Annotated in this window: 24 protein-coding genes; 19 read left to right on the forward strand and 5 right to left on the reverse strand. The window is 61.3% G+C overall.

All coding sequences use genetic code 11. From position 1 onward, the window contains the following. Positions 1-3: 3 nt before the first annotated feature. The 3 genes from PQQ95_RS10840 to PQQ95_RS10850 all read right to left on the reverse strand — a co-directional run bounded on the left by PQQ95_RS10840 (position 4) and on the right by PQQ95_RS10850 (position 3,759). Positions 4-1,146 carry a Re/Si-specific NAD(P)(+) transhydrogenase subunit alpha gene (locus PQQ95_RS10840; protein ID WP_408437374.1) on the reverse strand — a complete coding sequence of 381 codons (1,143 nt, stop codon included), beginning with the start codon at positions 1,144-1,146 and terminating at the stop codon, positions 4-6. A 168-nt stretch (positions 1,147-1,314) separates the two neighbouring features. Then, the gene (locus tag PQQ95_RS10845; RefSeq protein ID WP_408437375.1) at positions 1,315-2,427 is read right to left on the reverse strand and encodes a porin; all 1,113 of its coding nucleotides are present in this window, start codon (positions 2,425-2,427) and stop codon (positions 1,315-1,317) included. A 123-nt stretch (positions 2,428-2,550) separates the two neighbouring features. Next, positions 2,551-3,759, reverse strand: coding sequence for an aspartate transaminase (locus PQQ95_RS10850; RefSeq protein WP_408437376.1), 1,209 nt, complete (start codon positions 3,757-3,759; stop codon positions 2,551-2,553). Positions 3,760-4,033: 274 nt separating this feature from the next. Between PQQ95_RS10850 and nac the strand changes: the two genes are divergently transcribed. The 16 genes from nac (at position 4,034) to PQQ95_RS10930 (ending at position 17,705) form a co-directional block, all read left to right on the forward strand. Beyond that, entirely contained in the window at positions 4,034-4,960 is a 927-nt protein-coding gene (gene nac, locus PQQ95_RS10855) for a nitrogen assimilation transcriptional regulator NAC (RefSeq protein ID WP_408437377.1), read from the forward strand. 224 nt (positions 4,961-5,184) lie between these two features. After that, positions 5,185-5,682, forward strand: coding sequence for an acetyl-CoA carboxylase biotin carboxyl carrier protein (gene accB / locus PQQ95_RS10860; protein WP_408437378.1), 498 nt, complete (start codon positions 5,185-5,187; stop codon positions 5,680-5,682). 6 nt (positions 5,683-5,688) lie between these two features. Next, entirely contained in the window at positions 5,689-7,041 is a 1,353-nt protein-coding gene (gene accC, locus PQQ95_RS10865; protein ID WP_408437379.1) for an acetyl-CoA carboxylase biotin carboxylase subunit, read from the forward strand. 83 nt (positions 7,042-7,124) lie between these two features. Beyond that, entirely contained in the window at positions 7,125-7,796 is a 672-nt protein-coding gene (gene pxpB, locus PQQ95_RS10870) for a 5-oxoprolinase subunit PxpB (protein WP_408437470.1), read from the forward strand. Continuing rightward, entirely contained in the window at positions 7,793-8,800 is a 1,008-nt protein-coding gene (locus tag PQQ95_RS10875; RefSeq protein ID WP_408437380.1) for a 5-oxoprolinase subunit C family protein, read from the forward strand. Before pxpB ends, PQQ95_RS10875 begins: the two co-directional genes overlap by 4 nt. A gap of 3 nt (positions 8,801-8,803) precedes the next feature. Continuing rightward, positions 8,804-9,274: an acetyl-CoA carboxylase biotin carboxyl carrier protein gene (locus PQQ95_RS10880; protein ID WP_408437381.1), complete on the forward strand. Its 471-nt coding sequence runs from the start codon at positions 8,804-8,806 to the stop codon at positions 9,272-9,274. A gap of 84 nt (positions 9,275-9,358) precedes the next feature. Then, positions 9,359-10,126: a LamB/YcsF family protein gene (locus tag PQQ95_RS10885; protein WP_408437382.1), complete on the forward strand. Its 768-nt coding sequence runs from the start codon at positions 9,359-9,361 to the stop codon at positions 10,124-10,126. A gap of 184 nt (positions 10,127-10,310) precedes the next feature. Further along, positions 10,311-11,069 (forward strand): SDR family oxidoreductase, encoded by a 759-nt coding sequence (locus tag PQQ95_RS10890; RefSeq protein WP_408437383.1) that lies wholly within the window; start codon positions 10,311-10,313, stop codon positions 11,067-11,069. Between the two features lie 32 nt (positions 11,070-11,101). After that, positions 11,102-12,112 (forward strand): 2-hydroxyacid dehydrogenase, encoded by a 1,011-nt coding sequence (locus tag PQQ95_RS10895; protein WP_408437384.1) that lies wholly within the window; start codon positions 11,102-11,104, stop codon positions 12,110-12,112. A gap of 349 nt (positions 12,113-12,461) precedes the next feature. Further along, on the forward strand, positions 12,462-13,163 hold the full coding sequence (locus PQQ95_RS10900) for an amino acid ABC transporter permease (RefSeq protein ID WP_408437385.1): 702 nt from the start codon (positions 12,462-12,464) through the stop codon (positions 13,161-13,163). A 1-nt stretch (position 13,164) separates the two neighbouring features. Continuing rightward, on the forward strand, positions 13,165-13,914 hold the full coding sequence (locus tag PQQ95_RS10905; protein ID WP_408437386.1) for an amino acid ABC transporter permease: 750 nt from the start codon (positions 13,165-13,167) through the stop codon (positions 13,912-13,914). Positions 13,915-13,941: 27 nt separating this feature from the next. Continuing rightward, positions 13,942-14,670 (forward strand): amino acid ABC transporter ATP-binding protein, encoded by a 729-nt coding sequence (locus PQQ95_RS10910; protein WP_408437387.1) that lies wholly within the window; start codon positions 13,942-13,944, stop codon positions 14,668-14,670. Between the two features lie 109 nt (positions 14,671-14,779). Next, positions 14,780-15,628, forward strand: a complete 849-nt coding sequence (locus tag PQQ95_RS10915) for a transporter substrate-binding domain-containing protein (protein ID WP_408437388.1) — start codon at positions 14,780-14,782, stop codon at positions 15,626-15,628. 56 nt (positions 15,629-15,684) lie between these two features. Further along, positions 15,685-16,251 (forward strand): gluconokinase, encoded by a 567-nt coding sequence (locus PQQ95_RS10920; RefSeq protein WP_408437389.1) that lies wholly within the window; start codon positions 15,685-15,687, stop codon positions 16,249-16,251. A 49-nt stretch (positions 16,252-16,300) separates the two neighbouring features. Continuing rightward, positions 16,301-17,056, forward strand: coding sequence for a glucose 1-dehydrogenase (locus PQQ95_RS10925; protein ID WP_408437471.1), 756 nt, complete (start codon positions 16,301-16,303; stop codon positions 17,054-17,056). Positions 17,057-17,276: 220 nt separating this feature from the next. Beyond that, entirely contained in the window at positions 17,277-17,705 is a 429-nt protein-coding gene (locus PQQ95_RS10930) for a YciI family protein (protein WP_408437390.1), read from the forward strand. Positions 17,706-17,787: 82 nt separating this feature from the next. On the opposite strand, the gene PQQ95_RS10935 is transcribed toward PQQ95_RS10930, so the two are convergent. Next, the gene (locus tag PQQ95_RS10935) at positions 17,788-18,897 is read right to left on the reverse strand and encodes a polyamine ABC transporter substrate-binding protein (protein WP_408437391.1); all 1,110 of its coding nucleotides are present in this window, start codon (positions 18,895-18,897) and stop codon (positions 17,788-17,790) included. 48 nt (positions 18,898-18,945) lie between these two features. Next, positions 18,946-20,073 (reverse strand): DmpA family aminopeptidase, encoded by a 1,128-nt coding sequence (locus PQQ95_RS10940; RefSeq protein ID WP_408437392.1) that lies wholly within the window; start codon positions 20,071-20,073, stop codon positions 18,946-18,948. 155 nt (positions 20,074-20,228) lie between these two features. Here PQQ95_RS10940 and PQQ95_RS10945 point away from each other — a divergent pair, with 155 nt between their 5' ends. The 3 genes from PQQ95_RS10945 to PQQ95_RS10955 all read left to right on the forward strand — a co-directional run bounded on the left by PQQ95_RS10945 (position 20,229) and on the right by PQQ95_RS10955 (position 25,631). After that, complete coding sequence (locus PQQ95_RS10945; RefSeq protein ID WP_408437393.1) at positions 20,229-21,032, forward strand: helix-turn-helix transcriptional regulator; 804 nt, start codon at positions 20,229-20,231, stop codon at positions 21,030-21,032. A 103-nt stretch (positions 21,033-21,135) separates the two neighbouring features. Further along, on the forward strand, positions 21,136-22,899 hold the full coding sequence (locus tag PQQ95_RS10950; protein WP_408437394.1) for an ABC transporter ATP-binding protein/permease: 1,764 nt from the start codon (positions 21,136-21,138) through the stop codon (positions 22,897-22,899). Positions 22,900-23,093: 194 nt separating this feature from the next. Continuing rightward, positions 23,094-25,631, forward strand: coding sequence for a DNA-binding protein (locus PQQ95_RS10955; RefSeq protein WP_408437395.1), 2,538 nt, complete (start codon positions 23,094-23,096; stop codon positions 25,629-25,631). Positions 25,632-25,691: the final 60 nt, after the last annotated feature.

The raw sequence follows: 25,691 nt of genomic DNA on the forward strand, positions 1-25,691 counted from the left end.
TCCTTATGCCGTTTTCAGCATCGAGGCGTCGTGACCCAGCAAGGTGGCCGCCACGATATCGTCGCTGGTATCGATTCTGGGATTGCCGTCGGTATCGATGATCAGTTTCAGAAAGTCGAATACGTTGCGCGCGTAGAGCGAAGACGCATCCGTTGCGACCATCGCCGGCAGATTCGTATAGCCGGCGATGTGGACGCCGTGGCGCAGCACCACCGCATCCGCTTCTGTCAGCGGGCAATTGCCGCCGCGCCGCTCGCCTACGCTTGCACCCTTGCCTGCGGCCAGATCGATGATTACCGAGCCCGGTTTCATTTCACGTACCGTCTCTTCGCTGAGCAGCGTGGGGGCGGTACGCCCCGGAATCAGCGCGGTCGTGATCACGATATCCGCCAGTTTGGCTCGCTCATGGACTAACGCGCCCTGGCGTGCGATCCACGAGGCCGGCATCGGGCGCGCATAGCCGCCCACGCCCTGGGCGGCTTCACGCTCTTCGTCGGTTTCGCAAGGGACGTCGAGAAACTTTGCACCCAGCGATTCGATCTGTTCCTTGACGGCGGGGCGCACGTCCGACGCTTCGATCACCGCTCCCAGACGCTTTGCCGTGGCAATCGCCTGCAGGCCCGCGACGCCCGCACCGAGAATGAGTACACGCGCGGCTTTGACGGTGCCCGCAGCGGTCATCAGCATGGGCAGGAACCGCTGGTACAGACTTGCCGCCAGCAGCACGGCCTTGTAGCCAGCGATATTGGCTTGCGACGACAGCACGTCCATGCTTTGCGCGCGAGTGGTACGCGGAATCGATTCGAGCGCGAACGCGGACAGGCCTGCGGCGCGAATTCGGGCGACCTGGTCGAGGTCGAATGGATTGAGCATGCCGACGAGCATCGCGTCACGCTGCATGGGCTGCAGTTCGGTTTCAGTCGGAGTCTGTACTTTGAGGACGAGGTCGGCGGCGAAGGCTTCGGCTGATTCGACCAATGTCGCGCCAGCCTGTGCGTAGGCGCTGTCGGGGAAATGGGCACGCTCGCCAGCCGCGCGTTGCACCAGAACGGTATGCCCTTGCGCCGTGAGTTTTTTGACGGTTTCCGGTGTGCCGGCGACACGCGTTTCGCCGGCGCGGCTTTCGGCAGGGATGCCGATTCTCATGAGTGTTCCTCCTGGGATGGATGGACGGAATGGGCGGATCGTGGCCCGCTTTCTGATGCTGGGGCCGTGCATGGACGATCGGGACGATTGCGCGTCCCGATGCTGTTTGGCCTTCGGAGCGGTCTGTTCGGCGTCAGGCGACGCCGAACAGACCGTCAATACCGCTGACTAGAACTTGTGACGCAGGCCGATCGTGGCTTCGAACAGCGAGTTGAAGCCATAGAACGGCTGGTTCGAGCCGGAGGCGGCGGCGAGGGTCGTCCATGCGCCGGTGAGGTGGTTGTAGTCCACGCCGACATAGACGTCGGTGCGCTTGCTCAGGAAATAGTCGAACGTCGGACCGGTGGTGATGCGCGTGCCGCTCTGGCCTGCGTGATGGACGAAGTCGATGTAGAACGGCAGGTCGAGCACGAGTGCCGGCGTGATGAAATACTGGACCGCGGCGGAGAAGGAGTCGTTGCGATAGTCGGCCGGATAGACGTGGCTGTAGATATATGAGCCGAACACCTTCGCCGCGCCGAAGTTATACGTTGCACCCGCAGTGAAAATCTTTTGCGAACTGTCCGGGATCGTCACGCCGAAGTACGTGCTGCCGTAGGTGCTGGTCGCCGGCGTCAGGCCGCCGATATCGTTCACGATCTGGTAGGCGGCGCCCACGCTCAACGGGCCATGGTCATAGGAAAGACTGACGGCCGGCGACGAGTTCTGGTGAACGCTGCCCGCTACACCACCAAACGTATACGAGCCCTTGAGGGTGAACCCGGCAAGCGTCGGCGAGGTATATCGCACGGAATTGTCCAGACGGCCGCCGCCGGTCAGCCCGGCGCCCTGAAAGCCGACGGTGGCGGTGTAGTTGGCGAACGCGTAGATATCGTGCGTCCAGCCCATTTCATGCACCAGCGTGTATTGCCGGCCCATCGTCACCGTACCGTAGGCCGTACTGCTCAGGCCCACCATCGCGGTGCGGCCGAACAGCCGGGCAGTGCCGGACGGCGTGGATTGCTGTGTCACGCCGGTATTCGGCGTAAAGCCGCCTTCGAGCTGGAAGATGGCGGACAAGCCGCCGCCGAGATCTTCGTTTCCCTGCAAGCCCCAGCGGCTACCCTGAATCTCGCCGCCACTACCCATCGTGAAAAGCTTCCCGCCGGATTTGTTCTGGTGGGTGTCGTAGCGCACTGCTTCGTCGATGATGCCGTACAGGGTGACGCTCGACTGCGCGTGCGCGATCCCGGAAATTGCCAGTCCAAATCCAGTTAGTATGCCTAAAGTATGTTTTTTCACGAGTAGATCCCCTTGCAGATTGACGAAAAATGGAAAACTCCAAACCGACTGCCGCGTCCTCTCGGCGCGGCATGTCTTTTTTGCTCAGCGACGACGCCACGTATTCACGTCGTCGCCGTACTCTCAGGTCAGTGCCGCGACCGCGGCGGCAATCTTCCTGCAGCCCTCGTCGATGGTGTCGATGCTCGTGGCGATCGACATCCTGAAGAAAGGTGAAACGCCATAAGCCGAGCCGGCAACCAGCGCGACGCCGGCGTGCTCGAGCAGATACAGAACGACGTCTGCGTCGCCCTCGAGACGTTTGCCTTGCGGTGTGGTGCGGCCGATCATGCCGCCGCAATTGACATACAGATAGAAAGCGCCGCCCGGGGTTTTGCAGCTGATGCCGGGAATCGCGTTAAGGGCTTCGAGTGCGTGGTCGCGGCGTTCCTTGTAGGTCCGCACCGATTGCTGCACGAATGTCTGGTCGCCGGTCAGCGCCGCAAGCGCCGCGGCCTGGCTGACCGAACTGGCGTTACTGGTGGATTGGGACTGGAGCGTGTCCATGGCCGCGATCAGATCAGCGGGGCCGGCGGCGTAGCCGATGCGCCAGCCGGTCATCGCGTAGGTCTTGGAGACGCCATTGACGACTAGGGTGCGCGAGCTGAGTTCGGGTTCAATCGACAGGAGGTGCTGTGATGCTTCGCCCTCGAACCGGATGTGTTCGTAGATGTCGTCCATCATCACCAGCACTCGCGGATAACGCAGCAGCACATCCGCCAATGCGCGCAGTTCGTCGGCGCTATACGTTGCGCCCGTGGGATTGGTCGGCGAATTGACGATCAGCCAGCGCGTGCGGGGCGTGATCGCCGCTTCGAGGGTGGCGGGGGTGAGCTTGAAGCTGTCTTCCTCGGTGCAGGGCACGACGACCGGCGCACCGTCGCAGGCGAGCACCATGTCCGGGTAGGACACCCAGTAAGGCGCGGGAATCAGGACTTCGTCGCCGGCTTCAACGGTGATGGCGAGCGCATTGAAGATCGCGTGTTTGGCGCCGCACGTCACGATGATGTGTTTAGGATCGTACGAAAGACCGTTCTCGCGTTGCAGTTTCGCTGCGATGGCGGCGCGCAGCGCCGGCGTGCCGGCTGTTTGCGTATAGCGTGTTTCGCCACGCTCCATCGCTTCGAAAGCGGCCTGCCGAATATGCGCCGGCGTGTCGAAATCGGGTTCCCCAACGACGAGGTTGACGATGGTTTTTCCCTGCCGCCGCAGTTCCGCGGCCCGGTCGGCCGCGGCGCTGCTCGGCGAAGGTTTGATTCGCTGGACGCGGGCGGCAATTCGCGATGCACTCACACTTGACTCCTCAACGGCATTTGACGAGCCTTCACATTAAGCGTGCGAAAAAGTTCAAGCCAAGACGTCTTTCCGCTGGCGCAATAACATCCACTTATGACGTGATGTGCTGCGTGCGCGCTCAGCCTGACTGGCTGAGGCTCATGCGGGAATACGCTGATACAGCGGCGTTTTCGCGTTGTCGCGATGAGAGGACAGTTTTTTTAAGCACTGTGCGCGGGACGGCGCTTGCCCTATCATTATTGCCATCCCTTAACGTTGAGACGCGACTACCGTGAACCTGCGGCGTTTGAAGTACTTCGTGAAGATCGTCGATATCGGCAGCCTGACGCAGGCTGCCGAAGTGCTTCATATCGCGCAACCGGCATTGAGCCAGCAGTTGATCACGCTCGAAGACGAGTTCCAGCAACAACTGCTTGTGCGCACCAAGCGGGGTGTCACGGCCACCGAAGCGGGCGCGACGCTGTATCGCCACGCCCAGCTGATCCTGCGTCAGTACGAACAGGCTCAGGCCGACGTGAAGAGCGCCGGTCAGACGCTGTCGGGGCAGGTCTCGGTGGGGCTCGCGCCCGGCACCGGCGCGTCGGCGCTTTCGTTGCCGCTGTTGCGTACCGTGCGGGCCCGGCATCCGGACATCCTGCTCTACATCAACGAGAATTTCGGCACGACGTTGAGCGAACTGATCATGAACGGGCGTATGGACATGGCCGTGCTGTACGGCGACAAGCCCGTCCACGGCCTGTCGTTCCAGCTTCTGATGAACGAGGAACTGTTTCTCGTGGCGCCGCGCAGCATGGGGATCACGCAGGAGCAGATCGCCGTGACGGATTTGCGCGACGTGCCTTTGCTGCTGCCGCGCCCGTACAACTATCTGCGCAAGTACGTCGACGAGGGTTTCGCACGCGTGCAGATGATCCCCAAGGTCGTGGCCGAGATCGAATCGGCCTCGACCTTGTCGGCCGCGGTGAGCGCGGGGATCGGTGCGACCATCCTGCCCGATTCCACCGCACGGGTCGTGGCGGCGGCGGGCGACGTCGTGCAATGCCGGATCGTGTCACCCGTCATCAAGATTCCGCTTTCGGTCTGTCTATCCGACCATTTGCCGCTTTCCGAACCCGCCGCGGCCGTCAAGGACATCCTGCTGGAACTGGCCGGCGACCTGGCCCTTGACGTGCGCTTCGAGTCCGGCGCCGATACATAAGCGCGCCTTATCGCTACAAAGCCAAACCGTCTTGGCGTAATTTTTATGCGCCGGATACATTGAGTCCATCGTCGATCGCCCCGGTTCGCAGTGAGCCGGCGCGACGAGGCTAGCCGTCACACGGGCGAGGCAACCGGAGATCGAATCGGGTTGCCGTCCAGCCCGAACGGCGCTTCGCGCTCGCCAATCGACCGGCGCGCGTCCAACCGGCTATGGACTCAAAGATGGATCTCCAGAAGATTAAGGCGCTGATCGACCTGTTGGCGGACTCTCCGCTAGCCAAGCTCGAAGTCATCGAAGGCGAGGAGCGGGTCAAGCTTGTGAAGGCGAAACGGCGCGGCAAGCGGGCCAAGGTGCCTTCGGGCGATGAACATGTGGCTGTGACGTCCACCCGAGGCAATCAGGGCAGCCAAGGGGCTCAATCGCCGCTCGCCGAGCCTGCGCAATCCGTCGACACCCCTCAGGCAGCCCCCGCAACCGCCAGTGAGCCGCAACTCGTTCGCGCGCCCATGTTCGGCGTCGTTCATCTGACGCCGGCGCCCGGCGAGGCGCCCTTCGTGAATCCCGGCGACACGATCAAGGAAGGGCAAGTGCTCTGCACGATCGAGGCAATGAAGATGTTCAACGCGATCGAGTCCGAACTCAGCGGCGCCGTTCTGGAGATTCTTGTGGCTCCGGGCAGCGAAGTGGAGTCTGGGCAGCCGTTGTTCCGGATCGGCTGATCGGCCATGTTCAACAAAGTACTGATTGCCAACCGTGGCGAGATCGCGCTTCGAATCCAGCGCGCCTGCCGTGAACTCGGCCTTAAAACTGTCGCGATCCATTCCGAGGCCGACGCCGATGCGCGGTATGTACGGCTCGCCGACGAGGCGCTCTGCATCGGTCCCGCCACACCGGGGCAGAGTTACCTGAACCGGGCCGCGATCCTGTTTGCGGCGCACGCGAGCGGCGCGCAGGCGATTCATCCCGGTTACGGCTTCCTGTCGGAGAACGCGGATTTTGCGGCGCAGGTCGAGGCCGCGGGCATGGCCTTCATCGGCCCCGAGCCCGACTCCATTCGAACGATGGGCGACAAGGTCGCCGCCAAACGCGCCATGCGTGCGGCCGGCGTGCCGTGTGTGCCGGGCCCTGACGGTGGTCTGCCGGATGACCCCGCTGAGATCCTGCGCGTCGCGCAGGAAATCGGCTATCCGGTGATCGTCAAGGCGGCGGGTGGCGGAGGCGGACGAGGCATGCGCGTCGTGCCGGGCCCCGAGCAGTTACTCGAGGCGGTGTCGGTGACGCGCGAGGAAGCACGCCGCGCCTTCGGCAAGCCTGAGCTCTATGTCGAGAAGTTTCTCGAGCATCCGCGTCACGTCGAGATCCAGGTCTTGTGCGATACGCACGGCAATGCCCTGTGGCTCGGTTCGCGCGACTGTTCGCTGCAACGGCGTCACCAGAAGGTGCTGGAAGAAGCGCCCGCACCCGGCATCGATCCGGAACTGATCCGGCAAGTGGGTGAGCGCTGCGTCGAGGCTTGCCGGCAGACGCATTATCGCGGCGCGGGCACCTTCGAATTCCTGTTCGAGAACGGCCAGTTCTATTTCATCGAAATGAATACGCGGCTGCAGGTCGAGCATCCCGTGACGGAAATGACGTCGGGCATCGACGTCGTGCGGGAACAGATCCGGATCGCGCAGGGACACGCGTTGACGATTCGTCAGTCGGACATTCGCCCGCTGGGTCATTCGCTGGAATGCCGGATCAACGCCGAGGACCCGTTCACCTTCGTCCCTTGTCCGGGGAAGATTTCCGTTTGGGAACTGCCGGGCGGCAACGGCGTGCGGGTGGACTCGCATATGAGTGGTGGCGCGGTCGTGCCGCCGTATTACGACTCGCTGATCGCCAAGCTCATCACCCACGGCGCAACGCGCGAAGAGGCGCTGGCGCGCATGCGCATCGCGCTCTCGGAGATGCGCATTGAAGGCATTCGCACCAACGTGCCATTGCATCAGGCCATGCTCGAAGACGAAGGGTTCTGCGAGGGCGGGGTGGATATTCATCATCTCGAGCGTTGGCTCGCCAAGAGGAAACAGACATGACGCTGACTGTCGAGCATGCGTCGATTGCGCACGGGGACGTAGCCGAACGGTTGCGTCCGGATTCACAGAGGACTGTCCTTGCAATGAAACAGGATGAATCGGAGCAGGCGCTTTGCGTCAGCATGCTGGGTACAACGGCCATGCTGTTCGAAGCACCGGGCGTGCTCGATCTGCATGCGCAGCGCCGCATCTGGACGCTCGCGCGCGAGGTCGAATCATGGCCGGGCGTGCGTGAAGCGGTGCCCGGCGTGACCAATCTGATGCTGACGTTTTCCAGGCCGCCCGCAGATCCGGACTCGCTCGGCGCCGCACTGCGCGATGCATGGGCTGCGGCGGGCGAGTTGCAGATCGAAGGGCGGGTGGTGGATTTGCCGGTGGAATATGGCGGCGAGTTCGGGCCGCATCTGCAGGACGTGGTGAATCACACGGGCCTGTCTGTCGACGAGGTCGTGCAATTGCACTGCGCGCCGCTCTACACCGTCTATGCGCTCGGCAGCCATCCGGGGTACTGCTATCTGGGCGGCATGGACCCGCGTATCGCCACGCCGCGGCGCAAGGTGCCGGTGCTGGGTTTGCCTGGTGGCGCGGTGTCGATCGGCGGGGTGCAGACCGGTGTCTCGGCATCGACGGGACCGAGCGGCTGGAACACCATCGGTCATACGTCGATGTCGTTCTTCGACCCCACGCGCGATAACCCGGCCACGCTCGCCCCCGGTGACATGATCCGTTTTCGCGTCGAGAGGATTGTTCCATGATTGAGATCTTGTCTTCATCCGCACTCGCGACGGTGCAGGACCAAGGGCGTGAAGGCTATCTGCGTTACGGCGTCGGAACAGCAGGCGCGATGGACCGGTTGGCGCTCGCGGTCGGCAATCTGCTGCTCGGCAATCCGGACGACGCGGCTGGCATCGAAATTCCGATGTTTCCCTTCCGCGTCCGCTTTCTTGAGGATCTTTCGTTCGCCATCACCGGTGCGGATTGCTCGGCGCGATTGGGCGACCGGCCCGTGTTGCCGTGGTGGACCGTGCATGCAAAACACGGCGACGTGCTGACGATCGGTGTGCCGGCCAGCGGCACGCGCTGTTACCTGTCTCTTGCCGGTGGCGTGGATGTACCAGTGGTGCTTGGCTCGCGCAGTACGCAATTGCGCGGCCAGTTCGGCGGCTTCAACGGTCGTCAGTTGCAGAAGGGTGATGTGGTGAAAGCAGTCGGTCTCGCCGAGCGCATCGCGCCGCACGATACCGTGCTCGCAGCGGGTTTCGGCACGGTGCCGCCTGAGTATTCGTTACCGGCACCGTTGCCCCTGCCCGCAGCCGCCGCAGGCGAAACCGTGGTGCGCGTGCTGCCCGCCGCGGAATACGATTGCTACGCGCCGGAATCGCTCGAAGCATTCTGGCGAGAGGGGTGGAAAGTGACGCCGCAGAGCGACCGCTACGGATATCGCCTCGCCGGTCCGACTTTGGTTGCGACGCATTCGGTCGAAAAGCGCTCGCATGGAATCGTGCCGGGCGTGATCCAGGTCCCGCATAGCGGCCAGCCGATCATTCAGCTTCGGGACGCACAGCCGTCGGGTGGCTATCCAAAGATCGGCACCGTGATCGAAGCGGATTTGTGGCGGCTCGCGCAGGCGCGCATTGGTACGAAGATTCGCTTTGTTCAGACGACGTATGCGGAAGCCGTCGCCGCGCTGGAAGAACTGGACAGCTATCTCGTCAAGGTGCGCAATCTGGTTGAGTTATTTCGTCCTTCCCGGCATTGAAAGATGACACAAAAAATCGAAGTGGATATCGACGAGCTTCGGCAGATCACGTCGTGGCTGGCGGAAGTCGATATCGAGTTCATCGAAATCAGCAAGCCCGGGGCGACGGTTCGGTTGACGATGGAGCAGGCGCTTTGCGCTCCCGGTGCAGAGGCGCCGAAGCCGACGCCTGTGGTTTCGTCTCAGGTTCCAGAGGATCTCGCGCGCGCGGAGGAAACTGCGCAGACGCAATCCGTCAGCATCACCGCCAAGTCGGCCGGCATCTTTCTGTCGACGCATCCGGCGCGCTCCACGCCATTAGTCAGCGCGGGCGATCACGTCGAACAGGGCGACATTGTCGGCTTGCTACAGATCGCGCAATTGTGCGTACCCGTGGTCGCGTCGGCAGATGGCATGGTTATGCGGATGTGCGTTGCGCATGGCACAACGGTCGGGTACGGCACGCCCTTGCTCGAACTTTCGCCGTCGGCATAGACGCATATCGATAGATAGACACTGAGCCGGTATGGTCCGTTGCGGATAGCCCGGCACAGACTGCTTAAAGCATGGAGACTGAGCGTGGAAATCGACCTCAACGCGGACCTGGGCGAAGGCTTTGGACCCTATCAAATGGGCGAAGACGAAGCGATGCTCGATATCGTCTCGTCCGCCAACGTCGCATGCGGCTATCACGCGGGCGACCCGGTCATCATGGACAAGACGGTGCGGATGGCACTGTCGCGCCAGATCGACGTCGGCGCGCATGTCGGCTTTCCCGACCTGATGGGTTTCGGCCGCCGGCAGATTCAGGCGGACCCGCTTGAACTGGCGAATTACGTGGTGTATCAGATGGGCGCGCTTGCGGGCATCGCGAAGCGCGCCGGACATCGCGTCACGCACATGAGCTTTCACGGCGCGTTGGGCAACATGGCTGCGGCATCGTATGAACTGGCCGAACCGCTGGTGCGAGCGCTCGCCGAATTCGATCGCGATCTGATCATCAGCGTGTCGACGAACACGGAAATCGAACGGGCGGCCGATCACGTCGGGTTGCGCACGGCCAACACGTTTCTTGCCGACCGTGCCTACGACGATCAGGGCGCGCTCGTGTCGCGCAAGCTGGAAGGCGCGGTCATCAAGGATCGCGCGGCTGTTCTGGCACGCGTCAAGGCGTTGCTCGAAGACGGCGCGATCACGACGATCACGGGCAACAAGCTCAAGATGGCGGTCCAATCGATCCTGCTGCACGGCGATACGCCAGGCGCCGTCGAACTCGCGCGCACGGTGCGCGGCGTGATCGAGTCGGCGGGCGGACGAGTCGTGCCGGTGTCGAAGCTCTTACGCTAGGCGCGCCGGCCAACCTGCGTCGATTAACCAGCGTCGGTCAACTTGCGTCGATCAACCATAAGCCAGTCTTATCGCCACAAAGCCAATCCGTCTTTGTCCCGCGTTTTCACGGCGTATACATTGGTAACAGGCTTATCGCACGCCTCGAAGGGCGACAGTTCAGAATTACAGATAGAGGTCATTCATGCCGTTTTCAGACTATAAGACCGCGTTGGTGACGGGCGCGTCGACCGGAATGGGCGCTGCGATCGTCGAGCGCTTCCGCCGTGAAGGACTCGAAGTGCATGCGCTCGCCCGCAACGCCGATCGTCTGAATGAGCTGGCGGAGCGAACCGGTTGCATCCCGCACGCGATCGACGTGTGCGACCTCCCGGCCATCACGAAGCTGACGCAGGACGTGCAGTTCGATATCGTCGTGAACAACGCCGGCGTATCGACCAAAGGCTCGATTCTGGATGCCGCCGCGGCGGACATCGACCTTCAGGTGGAAGTCAACCTGCAAGCCGTTCTGCATATTGTGCGGCTCACCATGCCGGGTATGGTGGCCCGCGATCGCGGTCATATCGTCAACATCAGCTCGATCGCCGGGATCTACAACTTCAACGGCAATTCCATTTACTCCGCGACGAAGGCCGGCATCCATGCGTTGTCGCGCCAGTTGCGAGTGGATGCCACCGGCAGACGCGTACGCGTGACGGAGATCTGTCCGGGCCGCGTCGCCACCGATATTTTTGGCCACGTGCATGGCGACATCGAGGCGGCGCGCAAGCAGTTCATCGACGGCTTCGAGCTGCCGCTGCCGTCCGATATTGCCGATGCCATTGCCTTTGCAATCGCCGCGCCGCTCGCGGTCAACATCAGCAATATGGAAATCCTGCCCACGCTGCAGGTGCCGGGCGGGCTGACGACGATCAAGCGCGATCCGGCTGATCACAACGAGTAAGTGCAATCCAGAGTCCAACAAGGAGGTTTTCCATGCGTGCTTCGGTACTGGTTACCCGTGCGTCATTTCCGGACATCGTCGACCGCCTGCGCGTGAACTTCGACGTGACCGACAACCCGGACGACACGATCTGGACGCAACCCGAGCTGATTGCCAGGCTGCAAGGCAAGGTGGGTGCCATGACGGCCGGCAGCGACCGGATCGACGCGACCTTGCTCGACGCTTGCCCGCTGTTGAAGGCGGTATGCAACATCGGCGTGGGTTACAACAACGTGGACGTGGAAGCCTGTACCGCGCGTGGCGTGTTGGTGACGAATACGCCGGACGTCCTGACGGATACCACCGCCGACTTCGGTTTCGCGCTGATGATGGCAACGGCACGGCGCATTACCGAGTCGGAACACTTTCTGCGCGCCGGTGAATGGACCAAAACCGGGCGTTACGACATGTTCGTCGGCAACGACGTGCATGGGGCGACGCTTGGCATTCTCGGCATGGGACGCATCGGCCAGGCCATTGCGCGGCGTGGCGCATTCGGCTTCGGTATGCGCGTGATCTATCACAATCGCTCGCCACTGGCGCCGGATGTCGAAGAGAGCTGCCGGGCACGCTATGTCGACAAGGAAACGTTGTTGCGCGAGTCGGACCACCTGATCGTCGTGGTGCCTTACTCGGCCAGCTCGCACCACGCGATTGGCGCGGCGGAACTCAAGCAGATGAAATCGTCCGCCACGTTGACCAACATCGCACGCGGTGGCGTGGTGGACGACGCAGCTTTGGCGGTGGCGTTGAACGAAGGCAGCATCGCGGCGGCCGGTCTGGATGTATTCGAAGGCGAGCCGGTTGTATGCCCGGCGCTTCTCGCGCAAAAGAATGTGGTGCTCACTCCGCATATCGGCAGCGCCTCTGTCAGCACGCGGCGTGCGATGGCCGCGCTGTGCGCTGACAATTTGATCGCCGCCTTGGGACACGGCACAGCGGCCGGCAATCCGCCGACACCGGTGAATCCGCAGGTGTTGACGCGCCCAACAGCCGCAGCCTGAACGATGACCGGCGCAGCATGCTGCGCCGGCGTAATTCCCCCGTTGTTTATCAAGCGTGAGCGCTCCGCTAGGGGAGCGCGCCACTGATGATGAGGCGCCCGCAGAGGCGCCGCATACTGGAGACAAACACCATGCAGAACCACGCCTGTTCCGTTGCCGGAAGCCGTTCCGATTCATCATTCCCGAAACTTATTGCACCAGAAGAAAGGCCTCTGCAACGGCCTTTTTTCGCGAGCTAGTATCAATTCAACACGGAAGTCAATGTCGGCTTCCGGGGGAATGACGATGGTGCCGCAGGTCGACTCAGACCGGGATCATCGCTTCGATCCGAATCATTGGGACGTGCAACATGAAACTTCACTTTGACCTGGCGACGGTGCTGCGAGGCGACTATGGGGCGCTGTTTCTCCATGGGATCGAGCTCACCCTTGCGATGGCCGCGCTGGCGTGGATGCTCTCGCTGGTCGTGGGCATTCTTCTCACGCTGATCCGCCTGACCAACAATCGCCTCGCGACGGCCTTCGTCGCGTCGTTTGTGGCCTACCATCGCAATGTGCCGATGCTGGTCCAGATCCTGTTCTGGTATTTCGGCATTTCGAACATCCTGCCGGAATCGTTGCAGACGCTGCTGAACCACTACAACGGTCAGTTCATTTTTGCCGTCGTGGCGATCGGCTTGTGCAGTGCAGCCTATCTCTCCGAAGATATCCGCAGCGGATTGCGTGCGATTCCCTATGGCCAGTACGAAGCTTCGCGTGCGCTGGGCCTGAACTTCCTGAACGTCATGCGTTTCGTCGTGCTTCCGCAAGCGCTGCGCAATGCAATTCCGCCGATGGTCAATCACACGGTCCTGCTGTTCAAGAACACGAGTCTTGCGATGGCGATCGGTGCGGCGGAGTTGACTTACGTTACCCGGCAGATCGAAAACGAAACCTTCCTGTCTTTCGAGTCGTATTTCGTCGCCACGGCAGTGTATCTCGGCCTCTCCCTCGTCATCATGCTGTGCGGCGCCAGAATCGCGATGCACTACCGCATTCCGGGAGTGAAGTGACATGTTCGATATTCTGCGCGACAACTGGACACTGCTGCTCATCGGACAGTATCCGCATGGCCCGCTGGGCGGCATCGTACTGACGATCCTGCTGTCGCTTTCAGCGCTCGTCATCGCCTTTCCGTTGGGTATCCTGGTCGCTTTCGCACGCATCAGCCCTTTCCGGTTTCTGCGGGCGCCGGCCACCGGTCTCGTCTACATGGTGCGGGGCATTCCGCTTCTGATGGTGATTTTCTGGGTGTACTTTCTCGTGCCTGTTCTGACCGGCTATCCGGTGACAGGGTTTGTCACGATGCTGTGCGCGCTCGTCATCTATGACTCGGCCTATCTCGGGGAAATCATCCGTGCGGGCATCGAAGGGCTGCCGAAAGGACAGGCCGAAGCCTCGCGAGCGCTCGGCATGAGCTACATGAAGACCATGCGTGCGGTCATCCTGCCGCAGGCGCTGTACAACGTGGTGCCGAGCATGGTCACGCAGTTCGTATCGACGATCAAGGAAACTTCGCTCGGTTACATCATCAACGTCCAGGAAATCTCCTTCGCGGCAGATCAGATCAACAACCGCCTGCTGACGAAGCCCTTTCCCGTGTACCTGATTCTCGCCTTGAGCTACTTCGCGCTGTGCTACGCGCTAACGCAGCTTGCGCAGTATCTGGAGCGGCGCGTAACGCGCAAGCGGGCCGGTGTTGCGTCGAAGACGCAGAAGGCGGCCAACGTTGCGTTGACCGATCCGCTGCCCACCGAGAACTAGGCGCTCAATCACTTCGAGGTATTTCGCATGATCAAGTTTTCCAGCGTCAACAAATGGTACGGCGAATATCACGCTCTCGTGGACGTGAACGCCGAAGTTCGCAAAGGCGAAGTCGTGGTGGTTTGCGGGCCATCGGGATCGGGTAAGTCGACGTTGATTCGCACCGTCAACCGGCTCGAGGAGATCAACCGTGGGCAGATCTTTTTCGACGGTCAAAACATTCACGACAAGAAGCTGGGTTTGAATGCTTACCGCAGCCGTGTCGGCTTCGTGTTTCAGCAATTCAACCTGTTTCCGCACCTCTCTGTGCTGGACAACATCACGCTTTCGCCGATGCGCGTGCACGGCCTCAAGCGCGCGGAAGCGGAACGTAAAGCGGTGGATTTGCTCGCACGCGTCGGGTTATCGAACAAGGCCAGCGCGTTTCCGCCGCAATTGTCCGGTGGTCAGCAGCAGCGTGTCGCGATTGCGAGAGCGCTGGCGATGGATCCGCCGGCGATGTTGTTCGACGAGCCCACCAGTGCGCTCGATCCGGAGATGGTCGGCGAAGTGCTGAACGTGATGAAGAGCCTCGCGCAGGAAGGCATGACGATGATGTGCGTCACGCATGAAATGGGGTTTGCACGTGAGGTTGCCGACCGCGTCTGGTTCATGGACGCAGGGAAGATCCTCGAAACGGCGGAGCCGGAAGAATTCTTTTTGCGCCCGAAACACGAGCGTGCGCGGAGATTCCTGTCCGATCTTCGCTCGCATTGAGGCAGGCAAAGCGATATCGCTTGCGCGGGACAGATACGTAAATAGATTCAGATTGCCCACCTTTGATCAGCAGTCGATTGCTTTACACATAAACTTCAGGAGCATCACGATGCAGGTAAAGAAGATTTTTTCGGGGATGTTGGTCGTTGGCGGCGCGGCTCTATCGATTGCCCCGGCCCATGCTGATCAATTGGCCGATATCAAGGGCCGTGGCGAATTGAGCTGCGGTGTGTATTCGAATGTCGAGCCCTTCTCGTATCCCAACGCGCAGACGCGCCAGCTCGAAGGCATGGACGTGGACCTGTGCAACGCGGTGGCGAAACAGTTGGGCGTGAAGGCGAAGCTCGAACCGTTGGCTGTCGAGGCGCGGATTCCGCAATTGAAGCTGGGGCGTGTCGACATGGTGGTAGCCAATCTGGCCTACACCAAAACCCGTGCTACGCAGATTGCCTTTAGCGACTCGTACTACTCCACCAAGGAAGTCCTTGTCGTGAAGAAAGCCGACGCGAGCAAGAAACTGACCGATTTCGCGGGCCAGAAAATCAGCGCGGCCGACGGCTCGACCTCCGCACAGTCGATTCCCATTTCGATCAAAGATGGCCAAGCGGTGACGTTTCACGACACCAGCTCGGCGTTTCTGGCGCTCGAGCAGAACAAGGTCAAAGGTTTCGTCACCAATCAGATGACGGCCACAAAGATCGCCAAGCAGGTGGACGGCACGGACGGCGCGGTGGCGATTGCGTCGGAGCCCATGCTGATCGAGCCGATTGCGGTGGGCTTGCGGCAGAACGAGCCGGCCATGCTGAGCGCGGTCAATAAGGCCTTGGCGGCAATGGAGCAGAGTGGCGAGATGAGCAGTATCTTCAACAAGTGGCTCGGACCGAAAACGCCCTATGGTCTGACCCGAACCGACAAGGTCACGCCGATCGACCAGCTCAAGTTCACGCCGGTGTCCTGAGGCGGAAAGCGTGTAATGCGGCGGCGCGCTTTCATCCGCGCACCGCTGCCGGTTGAATGGCCGCCGCGATTCCGTGGAACGCGGGCCGGGACAACGTGGCAGGATTGTGCAACGTGATACATAAGATAGTGGTGATGGGCGTGTCGGGCTCGGGCAAATCGACACTTGCACGCGAGTTGGCCGTGATGCTGGAGGGCGTTTTCATCGAAGGAGACGAGCATCACTCGGCGGAAAGCCGTGACAAGATGTGCCGCGGAATCGCGTTGTGCGACAGTGATCGCGAACCATGGCTGGACCGGCTCGCCGAGCAGGTGGATGATACGCAGGGGACGGCTGTGCTGTCCTGTTCCGCGTTGAGACGCCGTTATCGGGAGCGCATGCGCGCGCGTGTCGCCGGGCTGAGATTCGTGTTTCTCGACATCAGCTTGTCCGCAGCGGTTGCACGGGTTTCCGCGCGGCTGGATCATGAGTTTCCGGCAACCTTGGTCGCGGATCAATTCGCAACGCTCGAGTCACCTGTAGGTGAAGAGGGTGTGCTCCACCTTTCTGCTGCGCAGGACAGCGCATGCAGTCTGAGGGAGGTCATGCAATGGCTGGGTGTGCCGGACGGTGCTGGACGGTAGTCGGACGAATGAGAGTCAAAAAGGAGTTGAGTTGAACAACAATCTGAAGATGTTTGATCTGTCGGGGCGTCGTGCTCTGGTGACCGGCTCAAGCACGGGTATTGGGTATGCGTTGGCCAAAGGATTGGCAGGCGCCGGCGCCGAGGTAATCCTGAATGGCCGCAACGCGGCCAGGCTGGCAGAGGCTGTCAGCCGGTTGCGCGATGAGGGCGCGACCGTTCACGCCGCGAGTTTCGACGCGACGTCGGCCACTGAGGTCGACAAGGCGATCGCCGATATCGAACGCGAAATCGGTGCGATCGACATTCTCGTCAACAACGCCGGCATGCAACGCCGTGCACCGCTCGAACAGTTTTCCCATGCCCAATGGGAAGAACTGATGAAGACCAATGTCGACAGCGTGTTCCTGGTCGGCCAGGCGGTAGCGCGGCACATGATTGCTCGCAAGCGCGGGAAGATCGTCAATATCTGTTCGGTGCAAAGCGAACTGGGCCGTCCCAACATTGCGGCCTATACCGCGAGCAAAGGCGCGGTGAAGATGCTGACGAAAGGCATGGCAATCGACTGGGGGCAACATGGCATCCAGGTCAATGGACTTGGGCCGGGGTACTTCAAGACCGAACTGACCGAGGCGCTCGTCAAGGATGAAACGTTCAGCAACTGGCTGATCGGACGCACGCCATCGCGACGTTGGGGCGACGTGGAAGATCTCGTCGGCGCTGCGGTGTTTCTGGCGAGCGACGCCTCGAACTTCGTGAACGGCCATATTCTTTATGTCGATGGCGGGGTGACGGCCACGCTGTAGGGCGTGGTTTGTATTGGCCGGCGTCGCCAGGCTTTAACCGGTGTGGTGCGGGTAAGGAAAAACAGAGACTCGTAGCGGCTGATACATGATTACATTCCCGGCGTTCTGAAAAACCTGCAATGTCGTGTCGTGCGTTTGTCGATTTCTCCTACGATCATTCGTCGTAGTCACAGGAGGCGCTTTTGCCTCCGTACACTATCGTCATCAAGGAGAAACCCAAATGCGTGTAATGGTCATTGTCAAGGCAACCCCGGAATCCGAAGCCGGGCAAATGCCCAGCATGGAACTCATCGCGGCGATGGGCAAATATAACGAGGAACTGGTGAAGGCAGGAATCATGCAAGCCGGTGACGGGCTGAAGCCGAGCTCGGCAGGCGTGCGCGTGAGGTTTTCAGGGAAGGATCGAACCGTCATTGACGGCCCGTTTGCGGAGGTCAAGGAATTGATTGCCGGGTACTGGCTCTGGCAAGTTCAATCGATGGACGAAGCGATTGAATGGGTCAAGCGCTGCCCGAACCCGATGGTGAGTGATTCAGACATCGAGATTCGGCCTTTCTTTGAGCCCGAGGATTTTGGTGAGGCCTTTACTCCCGAGCTTCAGGCCGAGGAAAAGCGTCTACGGCAGCAGATTGACGGGCAGACGCGCTGACAATTTTCAGCGCATCCGTCCGCGGGGCGCGCGAAAGCCGCCCCGCCTCGGCTGTCCGGGGCTTGAGGCACCGGCCTCAACGTTACCGCCCGGCCTTAAGCTGCGTCCACAGCCTGTTTTCAAGGCGCAGAATTTCGGCCGGCAAAGGTAATGACAGCGTGAGCGATTTCATCTTTTCTCCGCGAGGGTAAACCGCTTCGTTATCGAGAATGGCCGGTTTCACATAAGCCCGAGCCGCCGCGTTAGCGTTCGGATAGAAAACCTGATTGGTGATTGCCGCGCTAACCTTCGGCTGAAGGATGTAATTGATCCATTGCATTGCAGCTTCAGGGTGAGGCGCATCTTTAGGAACGCCCATCAGATCGAACCATAGCACCCCGTCGCCCTTGGGAATGACGTAGCGAATTTCATAGGCGCGATGAGCCTCTTCTGCACGCCGCTTCGCGATGCCGACGTCGCCCGACCACGCCAGCGCGATGCAGACATCGTTATTGGCCAGGTCGTTGATGTAGCCGGAAGAATTGAACTGGGTGATGTATGGGCGAATCGTTTTGAGTAGCTTGAACACTTCCTGATAGTCAGCGGGGTTCTTGCTGTTGGGATCCTTATGCAGGTAGATCAACCCCACCGAGAATGCGTCCTCCGCGGAGTCGAGCATGGAAACACCGCAGGTTTTCAGCTTCGATACGTATTGCGGATCGAACAGCAGGTCCCAGCTATCGTAGGGCGCGTCCTTGCCTAGTATCTGCGTCACCTTCGTCACGTTGTAGCCGATGCCGTCCGTTCCCCACGACCATGGCACGGTGTACTGATTGCCCGGATCGGCTGACGCAAGCATCTTCATGAGCACGGGATCCAGATTAGCCAGGTTCGGAATCTTGCTCTTATCGAGCTTCCGGTAGACGCCCGCTTCAATCTGCTTGCCGGCATAGCTCGATGACGGCACGACAATGTCATAGCCCGATGAACCGCTTAGCAACTTTGCCTGCAAGGTGTCGTCGCCGTCATAGACGTCGTATCGCGTGTGAATCCCGGTTTCCTTTTCGAACCCCGACACGGTATCGTCAGCGATATTGTCCGACCAGTTGTAGACATTCAGCTCGTCGGCTTGAGCATGGTTTGCGGTCACGGCCAGCATCCCCGCAACGGCGAGGAGTCCAGTGACGACAGTGATGAGAGGGCGGGGTGTCATAGCGGCCTTTCGGTTTTAATGAAGAAACTCAGGTAAGGAGAAGAAGCGTTACTCAACTGGCGGGCGGTCCGCGTGATTGACGTCGCGGCGCCAGCCAACCTGCTCCAGTGCTTTCAGCAGCCGGTCGGCGCCGAGCGCGGGGACGTGAACGCCTTGGCCGACCATTTCGTCAGCAGCAACGAGGGCGTTGAGAATGGCTTCTTCGACTGCTTCCGCAGCCGCGACAAATAGCGGAGAAATGAAATCGTGAATGACGCTGCGCACGTTGACGACAGGTTCGACCGCCTTGCCGTAGTCCGCCGGCGGTATACCGCGATTGCCCACCGAGAAGGCGATGAAGATGTCGCCACTCGAGTATTCGGTGCCGCCGCCCACACGGGCTAATCCGATGCTTGCGCGTCGAGCGAGCTGCTCGCACTGATGCGGAAGAAGCGGCGCGTCGGTCGCGAGCGTCACCACGATCGACCCCATACCGGGCACGCCAGCCCGCCGCCTGTCGAATGGCGACGGCAGATCGCGCAGCACCTCGCCAACCGGATAGCCGGCCACACGCAGCGCGTCGCGGCGACCGTAGTTCGCCTGGACCAGCGCACCGATGGTCCAGCCGCCGTCTTCGTGTACGAGCTTGCGCGAGGCTGTTCCGATGCCGCCTTTGAATTCATGGCAAATCATGCCGGTGCCCCCGCCGACCGAGCCCTCGGCCACCGGTCCACTGCGGGCCTCAGCTTGCGCCTCGTGGACATGCGCCGCGGTGACATGCTGCCCCCAGATGTCGTTTAGCACGCCATCGAAGGTTTCCAGCACCACCGGCATGCACCAGTACTGGCTATCGCCGACCCATGCACGTTCAGCGGCGACCAGTGCGTCGCGAACCACGCCGACGCTGTGCGTGTTGGTGTAGGCAATGGGCGTGGTCAGCAAGCCGGACTCGCGTATCCATTCCAGACCGGTGGCATCGCCGTTTCCGTTGAGCACGTGACAGCCGGCAAAACACGGATCGAGCCGCGCCATGCCGGCGCGTGGCTCGATGATCGTCACGCCGGTTCGAATCGAACCTTCTGCCCGATTTTCGACCAGGGTACGATGGCCGACTCTTACGCCTTGCACGTCGGTGATGCTGTTAAACGGACCGGGCGTGCCGTGGCCAACTCGAACACCGATGTCTCTGATACCCATGCTTTTCTCCTGTATTGCTCGCTGCGAGCGAGCCTGCCGGCGCGCATGCGCCGCGGTACAGAGATGGTAGGGTGGAGGGCAGCGGGTGAAAATCAGGCCGAAGGGCTAGAACGATGGGACGACCTACCCTTTAAGGGGTAGTGGGGGAAACTGACATGCAGCTTGACGTATCGGACGTTGCATTTCATCAGCGGCTTGGACGTCTGGTCGAAAAGCTCGACGACAAACAGTTCTGGCACGCGCTGATCGACCTGCTGCGCAAAGTGGTCCACTTCGACAACTGGGTGGTGGTGATCTTCTGGCCCAATGGGAAACCCCAGCTGATTGCTGAGATCAAGGCGCGCACGCCGCACGACGAACTATTCAAGGGGTATTTGAACAGCGTCTATTTGCTGGACCCTTTCTATCAATTCAGCCTGGGCGAGATCAGCCCGGGGGTGTATTGTCTCGACGAAGTGGCTCCCGATCACTTCCGGGAAACCGAATATTTTCGGCGGTATTTCTCGGTGAACGTGCTGGAAGATGAAGTGCAATTGTTGGCCCCGTTACCCGCGGGCGGAACGCTGTCTGTATCGATGGGGAGTGAACACCGCTTTAGCTCGACTGAAATCGGAACCCTTTATCTTTACGGCGCATGGTTGCTTCCGTTGATGTGCCATGCTTTGGCCGCGCAGACAGCGGGGCTGCCGCCGCCCGTGAGTTCACCCGCGGGAGGCGACCGGCGCCTTCAATTCGAACAGGCGTTGCGCAAGCGATCCAATGCGCCACTGACCAATCGGGAAATCGAAGTCGCGCTGATGATTCTCGCCGGTCATTCGACGAAGAATATGGCGAGGTTACTCGGCGTGTCGCCCGCCACCGCCAAGGTTCATCGGCGCAATCTTTACAAGAAGCTGGATATCTCGTCCCAGTCGACGCTGTTTCTGCTCATCATGGATGAAGAACCGGAGGCAGGGTGAAGTGAACGGGTTCTGATCGAAAGCGCTTTGCCCCCGGCCCGTCGGCCGCCCGAATAGCTCGCTGTACTCACCACTGAATTGCGAGGCGCTGTCCTAGCCAACCATGAGCAAGCAATCTTCCGGCCCTGCATCCGGGCAAGCAGACAATGTCTCGGCCTGGAGCCTGATCAGACCATACTGGGTCTCGGAGGAACGCAGAACGGCGTGGGGGCTGCTGATCGCGATCATCGTCATGGACCTGATTCTGGTCGGCATCAACGCCCGCCTGAACACGTGGAACCGGGATTTCTATAACGCACTGGAAGGCAGGAAGGTACATGAATTCCCGCAGCTGATGCTATTTTTCAGCGCGCTCGCGTTCGCGTTCGTCGCGATTTCCGTTTATAACCGCTATCTGCGCCAGATGCTTGGTTTCCGCTGGCGCCAGTGGCTGACTACGCGCTATATGCAGGAATGGCTGGGCGACAGCACCTTCTATCGCATCGAGCGCGACCGCCTCGCTGATAACCCTGACCAGCGGATTGCCGTCGACCTCGAGTCATTCGCGAACACCACACTTTCGCTCACACTCGACCTGCTCTCGACGCTCGAAACTCTCGTCTGGTTCTCGATCGTCCTATGGAGCACGGCGGGCGCGCTGTCTGTCATGATTGGCGGCACGCCCATTCAGATTCCTGGCTACATGCTCTGGGCCGCCGTCGGCTATGCGATTGCCGGTTCGCTTCTGACGAACAAGGTCGGTCATCCGCTTGTGTCGATCAACTACCAGTTGCAGCGCGTCGAGGCGGATTTCCGGTTCGGCCTGATCCGTCTGCGCGAAAACGCCGAGCAGATTGCGTTCTACGACGGCATGCGGACCGAGGAATCGACCGCCCGAGACCTGTTCAGCAGGATTCGCGAAAACTGGTGGCGCGTGATGAAGTACACGCGGCGCTACAGCTTCGTGGTCAATTTCTACGGTCAGATTGCCGAAATCTTTCCGATCGTCGTGGCGTCGCCGCGTTATTTCGCGGGTTTGCTCAGTTTCGGCACATTGATGCAAATCGGCGATGCATTCGGTTCGGTTAGCGAATCGCTTTCGTGGTTCATCAATAGTTACGACACGCTTGTCCAATGGCGCGCAACGTGCAATCGCTTGCGTGAGTTCAGGCGCGTTATGCAGTTCCCTCATCTGAAGGAGTCTGTGTTGCCCGCAACCGCGCAGGGCGGCATCAACCTGCACTATGTCGACGAGAACCAGCTCGCCACGCAGAACCTCACGCTTTCGCTGCCCAACGGCGAGACGCTTGCGAGCGTGCGTGACATTGTCGTCAAGCCTGGTTCGCGCTGGCTTGTGCGCGGACCGTCCGGCTCGGGCAAAAGCACGCTGTTGCGTGCGCTGGCGGGTCTTTGGCCATTTGGAAACGGCTCGATCGGCGCACCTGTGAACGCGCGCATGATGTTCATTCCGCAGCAGAGCTACCTGCCGGTTGGCACGTTGAAGGCCGGGCTCACTTACCCTTCAGCGGCCGCGACCTTCAGCGACGAGGAATGTTGCGAGGCACTGCGCTTGTGCCGGCTTGAGGGCTACGTGGATAGATTGCACGAATCTCACCATTGGTGGCGCATTCTTTCTCCCGGCGAGCAGCAGCGGCTGGCGGTTGCCCGCGTGCTGATGCACAAGCCTGACTACGTGTTTCTCGACGAGGCAATGAGTGCGCTCGATACTGAGAACGAAGCGCGTCTGTACAGCCTGTTGGCCGAACGATTGCCGAAAGCGGCGATTGTCAGTGTCACGCACCGTGAGTCGCTTGCGGCGTTTTACGAGGAGACGCTTGATATTACGCGTGCGCGTGAGGTCTTGAACGCCACGCCCGCGCATCTGTGAGGGAGCGTCGAGCACAATCAGGGTGGCAGGCATCATCCGTCATAATATCGATCGTCGATAGCCAGGCCTGTTATTGACCTCCAGATCGGGCGCACAGTGCAGGCTTGCGATCCTTTCATCGGGTATGTCGCCGGATGGAGTAACGTAGTTGGGACTCAATTTTTCGCCAGATCAAAATGAGCTTCGAGGCGCTTATGTCCACGGACACAGACACAATCACGGAAGATCTCGTCGCGGGAATCGCGGATCGCATGGTCGAGGAGGGCCGGAAAGTTTCTCCAGTGACCGTTTGGCAGGAGATTCCGGGCAGCTCGATGGTTGCCATTGCAGCGGCTTTGGAACGCTGGCGCGAAGCGCGCCAGCCTGTCACGCCTCGCGCGCAGGTCCAGGCCGGATTGCCGGAGCACATTGCCGAAACCATGATGAGCGCCGCGGAGCGGCTTTGGATGGCCGCCCAAGGCGACGCCGACCGGGCGGTCAGTCAGCATCTGAGCGCGCTGAACCAGCACCTCGACGCGGCGCGCGCGGAGCGGGACGAGGTTCTTGTCGAGTATCAGAAGAGCACGGAAGAAGTCGCTGCCGGGCGTGAGCGGCATATTGCCCTGACGAATGCGCTGAGCGCCTCGGAGGAGGCGTCCGCACGCCTCACGGCGGAGCTTACAAGAGCGGTTGGCCGCGCCGAAGCTGCCGAGGCTCGCGTGGACGAACTGGCGCAGCAGGTGTCGGTGGAAGAGGCCGCGCTGGAGCACACGAAGGCGGAACTCGACGAGGAACGTCACGCGCGTGGCGAACTGGCCGCTGCGGTTTCCAGCCAGAACGACCAGATCGCGCAGATGAAGCAGGCGCTCGACGAGGCGCAGCAGGAGATCACCTCGTTGGGCTACGACTGTCAGGCGAAGTCGGCCGAAGCGGATAAGGCGTTGCAGGAGGCCAGTGAGGCGTCAGCGCGGGCAGACGCCGCCACGGCGCAGGCGAACGAGAGTGTCGCGCGAGTCGCCGCGTTGGAAGCCGAGCGGGATGAGGCGCGCTTTGCGCTCGACGCAGAACGCCAGACAAGCGCGGCGCGCAGCGAGGAAGCGGCGATTCAGTTCGACGAATTGCAGCGCGTTGGCCGGGAACTGGCGGCGGCGCGGGAGGAGGTCAGCGCCATAACGGAGGCGAAGGCGGCTGTGAGCGCTGAGCTGGCCCAGGTTTCGCAGGACGCCTCTGTCGCGAGCGCTGAACTGGCGAAGGTTTCGCAAGAGGCGTCTGCCGCGAAAGCGCGGGCGGAGGCCGCCGAGCAGCAGGCGGCGACGTTGCAGCAGCACCTCGCAGAAGTCGAGCAGGCGAAGGCGGCCGACGCTGAGCGATGGGCGCAGGAATCTAGCGCGGCTTCGTCGCGTGCAGAAGCTGCCGCGGCGCAAATGAGCGAGAGTCTCGCGCGAATCGCCGCGCTGGAGGCTGAACGGGATGAGGCGCAAGCGGCGCTGGCCGCAGAGCGTGAGGCGGGCGCCGCGCGGAGTGAGGAAGCGGCGGCTCAGCTCAACGAACTGCAACGCATAGGCCGGGAACTCCAGGAGGCGCGAATCGCGCTCGATGCAGAGCGCCGGACGAGCGCTGAGCGGAGCAGCGAGGTGTCGGCTCAGCGCGACGAACTGCAACGCGTCGGCCAGGAACTCGAGGCGGCGCGGCAGCAGGTCAGCGCCATGAATGAGGCTAACGCGGCCGCGACCGCTGAACTGGTCCAGATTTCGCAGGACGCATCTGCCGCAAGGGAGCGGGCAGAGCTCGCCGAGCAGCATGGGGCGACGTTGCAGCAGCGTCTCGCGGAAGTCGAGCAGGCGAAGTCCGCCGACGCTGAGCGATGGGCGCAGGAATCCAGTGCGGCTTCGTTGCGCACAGAGGCCGCCACGGCACAGGTGAGCGAGAGTCTCGCGCGGATCGCTGCGATCGAGGCGGCACTCGATGAGGCTCGCACGGCGCTGGCTGCGGAGCGCCAGACAAGCGCGGTACGGAGCGAGGAAGCGTCGGCCCAGCTCAACAAATTGAAGCGCGTCGCCCGGGAGCTTGAGGAGGCACGAGTCGCGCTCGACGCAGAGCGCCGGACAAGCGCGGAGCGAAGCGAGGAAGCGTCGATTCAGCACGGCGAATTGCAAAGCGTCAGCCGGGAACTCGAGGCGGCGCGCGAACAGGTCAGCGTCATGACCAGGGCGAAAGGGGCCGCGAGTGCTGAACTGGCCCAGGTTTCGCAGGATGCGTCTGCGGCGAAGGAGCGCGCAGTGGCCGCGGAACAGCGTGCGGCGACGCTGGCGCAGCGCCTCGGAGAAGTCGAGAAGGCTCGTGCGGAAGAGGCGCGACGCAGCCATCAACTTGCCATTCAAGCGGGCGAATCTGCGAAGGCGGAAGAGGTCGCCGAGTTACAACGGCAGATAGCGGTTCAGGCCAAAGCGCATGAGAAGGCCTTTCATGAACTGCGCACGATTGCCGAGCAGTGGGTGGAACATGCCAAAGACCTGAAGGAGCGACTTGCTTCGGCAAACGAGAAGCTTTTGTTTATCGACTCGCGCAGTACGGGGGAAGTGGCGCTTATCCGGAAACTCTCGTCGGAACTTGAGCGGCTTAAGCCGGATAGTGAGCTGGTGTCCCGGGACACGCAGCAGAAGCTTATCGGGGCGACGATGGCGGAGAGGCTTTCGCAGAAGGGTTATCGGTATGATCCGACGACGGCGGTTATGTCGAAGGTGGAGCGATGATTGATGTGTGCCTCGGAGCGAGGAGCGGCGTTGCGGTTGTGCTGCGCGGAGGCGGTGCGT

Origin of the sequence: Paraburkholderia caffeinilytica (assembly GCF_046030355.1) — a bacterium.
Lineage (GTDB): Bacteria > Pseudomonadota > Gammaproteobacteria > Burkholderiales > Burkholderiaceae > Paraburkholderia > Paraburkholderia caffeinilytica_B.